The 5155-nt window shown below is 67.8% G+C and carries 8 protein-coding genes; all 8 read left to right on the forward strand.

All coding sequences use genetic code 11. From position 1 onward, the window contains the following. Positions 1-327, forward strand: a 327-nt coding sequence (locus G3N92_RS30685) for a hypothetical protein (protein ID WP_206131305.1), incomplete at its 5' end; no start/stop codon positions are given. Positions 328-959: 632 nt separating this feature from the next. After that, positions 960-1256: a type II toxin-antitoxin system RelE/ParE family toxin gene (locus tag G3N92_RS30690; RefSeq protein ID WP_206131306.1), complete on the forward strand. Its 297-nt coding sequence runs from the start codon at positions 960-962 to the stop codon at positions 1254-1256. A 5-nt stretch (positions 1257-1261) separates the two neighbouring features. After that, positions 1262-1561, forward strand: coding sequence for an addiction module antidote protein (locus G3N92_RS30695; RefSeq protein ID WP_241015128.1), 300 nt, complete (start codon positions 1262-1264; stop codon positions 1559-1561). A 404-nt stretch (positions 1562-1965) separates the two neighbouring features. Further along, entirely contained in the window at positions 1966-3450 is a 1485-nt protein-coding gene (locus G3N92_RS30700) for a type III secretion protein (RefSeq protein WP_206131308.1), read from the forward strand. A gap of 29 nt (positions 3451-3479) precedes the next feature. Then, complete coding sequence (locus G3N92_RS30705) at positions 3480-3725, forward strand: type III secretion protein (RefSeq protein WP_206131309.1); 246 nt, start codon at positions 3480-3482, stop codon at positions 3723-3725. Between the two features lie 138 nt (positions 3726-3863). Continuing rightward, on the forward strand, positions 3864-4133 hold the full coding sequence (locus tag G3N92_RS30710; RefSeq protein ID WP_206131312.1) for a hypothetical protein: 270 nt from the start codon (positions 3864-3866) through the stop codon (positions 4131-4133). A 135-nt stretch (positions 4134-4268) separates the two neighbouring features. After that, complete coding sequence (locus tag G3N92_RS30715; RefSeq protein ID WP_206131310.1) at positions 4269-4724, forward strand: CesT family type III secretion system chaperone; 456 nt, start codon at positions 4269-4271, stop codon at positions 4722-4724. A gap of 55 nt (positions 4725-4779) precedes the next feature. Then, a partial coding sequence (locus tag G3N92_RS30720) for a winged helix-turn-helix domain-containing protein (RefSeq protein ID WP_206131311.1) occupies positions 4780-5155 on the forward strand: 376 nt, incomplete at its 3' end.

Genomic DNA, 5155 nt, shown 5'->3' on the forward strand with positions numbered 1-5155 from the left:
GCCACGGCGGCTGGCGCCGCGGGCGCCGCCGACCCGACGCCGTGGGCCGCCAAGCTGGCGGCCGCGATGATCGACCTGCAGCAGATCGAGATGAAGATCGGCCACGTGAACGCGGGCGGCCTCGCGGCGCTGCGCGAGCTGGCGCTGGCCGGCGGGCCGTCCACCGGCAGCCAGTCGTTCAACATGGTGCTGCCGCTCGTGATGCTGCGCGCCGAGTTCAACGCCGGCAAGCAGCGGCGCGCGCGCGGCGGGGCGATTCAGCAAGGGGTGAAGGCGGGGATTCTGGGACGGGCGATGAAGGCGCGGAAGGCGGAAGAGGGGAAATAGGGGGCGTCGTTGTGCTGCGCCCGCTTGTTTGTCCATACCACCTCGAAGCTCGCCAGTCGGCTCGATCAACACTGACTCGACGTCGCGCCGGGCATTGGCGCCGCTCTCCGAGCAAACGATCCCCTTGATCGGCTGCAGCGTGCCACGCGCGTACGAACGGTCGAGCGCGGTCCAGATGATCCGCCGCGTCGAAAACCATCCACCTGGCAACGCCCCCCTGCTCCGCAGTCCGTTGGCATGGTAAATCGCGCCCCGTTGCCTCGCTATCTCCGTCATCGGCGATGCAAATCACATGATCGCGGCAGCAAGTGCGCCGCGATCCGAGCGACCTCTTCCCCGCAAGGCCAGACACGCCAGGCCCTCCTGCGTCATCCACAACGCGCCATAGCAGCCAGCTAGCCAGCGCGACATCCCGCCATCGGCCATCGAGCCGAGGCGACACGAACGCCCTCTTTTCTTAATCTGTTCCTTGCTTTGGCAGGCCCCCGCCCGCTGCCGTCATGCCGTGCGCCACGCACGTTCGGCAGCCATCGCCTCGGCAACACGCAATCCAGGTCGCCACCCCGTCGTGTTCAGTCACGTGGATGTCAACCACAGTTGACATTCCGCAAGCTGACAACTAGAGTTGACACTTGATCGACATCTTCACATCCGTCCAATTCGAGTCATGGCTTGCCGCGCTTCGCGATACCCGGGCACGAGCGCGCATCGTATTGCGTATCCGGCGCCTGAGCCTCGGCAATCCTGGCGACGTCAAACCGGTCGGGCACGGCATCTCGGAGATGAGGATCGACTACGGCCCCGGCTACCGGGTGTATTACCTGCAGCGCGGGCTCACCGCCGTCCTGCTGCTATGCGGCGGCAACAAATCCACGCAGCCCGGCGACATCGTCCTTGCCCGGTCGATCGCGTTGCAATGGCAGGAATGATTGAAATGAACCCCACGAAATTCAGCCGCTTCGACAGCGTCGATTACCTCGGCACCGCCGAAGACATCGCCGCCTATCTCGAAGCAGCCGTCGAAGACGGCGATCCCGCCCTGATCGCCGCAGCGCTGGGCGACGTCGCCCGCGCACGCAATATCAGCCAGCTTGCACGCGATACCGGCATGAGCCGGGAAGGCATCTATCGCGCGCTATCCGGCGAAGGCAATCCGAGCTTTGCCACCGTGATGAAGATCGCCACCGCGCTCGGGTTGCGCCTATCGTTCCGTCCCGCCTCGCTCCCGGCCTGACGCGCGCCCTGCCGCCGGCCTCATCCGCCGTGATGCGGTCATGAGGCCGGTGACTCGATGCTTGCCCGACAGCGCAAAGGCCGGCGTATCGTCGTCGCGGCCTCGTCCCCCCCGATGCCGTCGCGCGAACCAGACGGCAAGCGGGCGGGAAACCCTGATCCGCCCCCTTTGAACGCGGTCCGGGGCAAAACCGCTCGAATCCGCGGCCGGCTCGCCAGTACGCCGCCTCGCCAACGTTTTCGTCGTTTTCGCGGCGGCTCGCGGCCGCTCCCCGCCGCCAATTTCCCCCCGCCCCTGCGTTCGCATACCACGCTCCAGCTTCGCATCCTTCGCCAGCCGATCCCCGCCGACCGCCTACATTAGGCGGAACGATAGCTGAGACTGTGACTCGACTCGACGCACCCATGAAACTCCTGCGGATTCTCACCGGCACCCACGCAGGCGCGCAATTGCAGCTCGCGCCCGGCGCGCATCGCATCGGCACGGACGATGCGGCCGACATTCGCCTGACGGACTGGCGCGGCGGGGATCTGTGGCTGACGGTGGGCGACACGGGCGTGGTGTCGGCGCAGATGGTCGCCGCGGCGCCCGGCACGCCGGAAGCGAACGCGGCCGCCGACGGCACCGCCACCAGCGGCCCGCTCGAAACGATCCTGCTGGTGGATTTCGTGCCGATGCAGTTCGACGGCACGATTCTCTGCGTCGGCGACGAAGCGGGCGTGTGGCCGTCGGACTACGAATTGCTGCAGACGCTGATGACCAAGCCGGCGCCGAAGGCCTCGCCGCTGCGCCGCCGCTACCTGGGCATCGCGGCCGCCTGCTTCTGCGTGGGCGCGGTGATCGTGACGGTGTCGGTGCTGTCGACGGCGCAGATGAGCCGCGCGGCGCTGCCGCCGAACGCCGACGACAACGCGCACCGCGTGACCGACGCGCTGGCCGCGGCCCGCATCGAAGGCTTGAGCGCGCACGCGGTGGGCGACACGGTGGTGGTGACGGGCATGCTGGCCAGCTCGGCCGACGACGCCGCGGTGCGCCAGTTGCTGCGCCGCCTCGCGATCGCGCAGGTCGCGGCGCAGTACGACGTCGCGCCGCAGGTGGCGCGCAGCATCGAGGATTCGCTGGGCGTGCCCGGCGCGCGCGTGCAGTACGGCGGCGCGGGCCGCTTCGTGATCAAGGGCTCGGTCGGCAACAAGATGGCGCTCGATACGGCGATCGCCCGCGTACGCGCCGATCTCGACCCGAACGTGAAGGACATCGTCGCGGACGTGTCCGAATCGGCCGGCAACGCCAACTCGGCGGACGCGACGGCCTATTCGGAAATGATCTCGGCGGACGGCGTGCAATACGCGCAGACGCCCGACGGCGTGAAACACATCTACGCGTCGGATCCGCAGCCCGCCTCGGGCGCGGTGGCGCCGAACGCGGCAACCGGCGCGAACGTCGGTGCGAACACGGGCGTGAGCGCCCCGGCGGAGGTGTCGTCGAACGGCGCGGCCGACAACACGGCGAACCCGGCCGCGAACGGTGCGAACGGCGCCAACGGCACGACGGACGCCAACGCCGCCCCCGGCAACGCAGCCGCGCCGGCAAGCGGCAACGGCAACGCACCGGCGGCCACCGCAAGCGGCAACGGCAGCACCCGCGCGCACGGCGCGCGCAACAGCAAGAGCGCGCGCAACGCGGCGAACCCGCCGGAGCAGCCGCAGAACGCCAACGAATTCGTACCGCTGCCGTCCGCGGCAGCCGACGTACCGGCCGCAGCCGCGCCGCAAGGCGCGCCGGCCCGCTCGTATGCGCCGATGCTCGCATCGGCACGCCGCCCCGAAGCGCCGCAGGCGCGCCGGGCCGAATCATCGTCCCGGCCGCCGGCTTCGCCGATCGCGAGCTGAGCCGACACGTCACCACCAGGGATCGAATCATGTACGAACCGCTCGAACCGCACGCCAAGGATTTCAACGACATCCGCACGCTGCTGAACGCGCCGGACAGCCAGGCGCGCGTGAACGCGCTGCGCGCCGCGCTCGACGCGACCGCCGAGAAAATCGGCGCGACCCCGTCGACCAACGAACTCGACCGCAGCAATCTCGCGAAGCTGTACCGCGGCTTTCTCGCGACTTCGCGAGCGCTCGCCAAGCTGCAGGAGCAGCGCGCGAACGCGTCGTAACCCATTCGCGGGCGGCGCGCCGCCTTCGAACGCTACCCGGCTCCGTGCCCGCCACGGCGTGACGGAACCGGTCCAGCATCGCAGTGGCAGTACTTTTTCTTTCGAAAACCGAACTTCCTAGACACGCGAGGTAACACCATGTCTCTCGGTAATATCAGCTCGCTGGCCGGCTCGGCCTCCAATCTGGCCAGCACGGCAGGCAACGTCGCAAGCGGCGCAGCCAACTCGGCAGCCGGCGCAGCCGACTCGGCATCGACGCAATCGCAGATGCAAGGCATCAGCAACCAGATGAACCAAATGACGCTCGCTTCGGCTCAGATGCAGCTGCAACAGAGCATGGCGGCTTCGCTGGCGAACGTGATGAAGAGCGGCGCGAGCAACGTCAAAAGCGCATCGCAAGGCGGTTAATAGCGCACGCGGGCGTCGCGTCACGCGGCGCCGTCGTGGTGGCGGTTTCGCCCGGCTTCGGGCGGCCGCCCTTTTTGTTTTGCGTTGTGCCGTTCCACCCGGCCCATCCAGTCCAGTCCCAGTCCAGCCCATCGCATGAGCTCAGACCGTTACACCTGGTTGATCGAGGATCTTTGCGCCGTCATCGGCCTGCCCGACGTGCAGGACGTGCTGACCACGCGCGCGATCGAAGTCGAAGGTTTCGACGTCCGTCTCGACTACTTCGATAACGACATCGACGCGATGTACGCGAACTTCCATTACGGCACCGTGACAGCCGGCCGGACGTTGACGATTTTCCGCCTGATGCTCGAAGCGAACCTGCTGGTTTACGCGCAGGATCAGGCACAAATGGGGATCGACACGGATACCGGTAACGTGGTACTGATACTTCGCATTCCGTTCGATAGCGGCGTGGACGGTGCGGAATTGGCGGATCTGCTCGCCCATTACGCGGAACATGGCCGCTATTGGCGGCGCAACATCATGGAATCGAGCGACGACATGTTCGACGGCATCGCCTCCGGGGAGTACGTCTGGTTGCGAGCATGACTGTCCGGCGCCGCTCGGCCGATAAACCCGAGTCAGGCGTCACGCGTAGTCCCCGATGTCGAAATCCGATTCCCCACGCGCGCCGACCCGGCGCCGCGTGCTTGCGCCGTCCGATACCCCGGCCGGCCGCACGATCGCCTTTTCCCGCTTCTGGCTGCTGCGCGATGCGGGCCTGCTGATTGCCGACGGCGAGATCGTCTCGATCGGCGCGCGTCCGCTCGCCATCCTGATCCTGCTGATCGACGCCAACGGCCGCGCGGTGGCCATCGCCACGCTGCGCGAAGCCGCGTGGCCCGGCCTCGAGGTGGACGCCAACACCGTCCAGTCGCAAATTTCCGCGCTGCGCCGCGCGCTCGGCGACGACCGCGATCTGATCGAAACCGTGCCGGGCCGCGGCTACCGCTTCGCGGGCGACCTGCGGCGGGTCGATC

This window comes from Burkholderia sp. Ac-20379, from assembly GCF_017104645.1.
In the GTDB taxonomy this organism is placed as follows: Bacteria; Pseudomonadota; Gammaproteobacteria; order Burkholderiales; family Burkholderiaceae; genus Burkholderia.

Excerpts from the sequence above, each read along its gene's own strand:
- G3N92_RS30695 (WP_241015128.1), top strand. The coding sequence starts at position 1,262 with ATGAACCCCACGAAATTCAGCCGCTTCGACAGCGTCGATTACCTCGGC.
- G3N92_RS30700 (WP_206131308.1), top strand. The coding sequence starts at position 1,966 with ATGAAACTCCTGCGGATTCTCACCGGCACCCACGCAGGCGCGCAATTG.
- G3N92_RS30705 (WP_206131309.1), top strand. The coding sequence starts at position 3,480 with ATGTACGAACCGCTCGAACCGCACGCCAAGGATTTCAACGACATCCGC.
- G3N92_RS30710 (WP_206131312.1), top strand. The coding sequence starts at position 3,864 with ATGTCTCTCGGTAATATCAGCTCGCTGGCCGGCTCGGCCTCCAATCTG.
- G3N92_RS30715 (WP_206131310.1), top strand. The coding sequence starts at position 4,269 with ATGAGCTCAGACCGTTACACCTGGTTGATCGAGGATCTTTGCGCCGTC.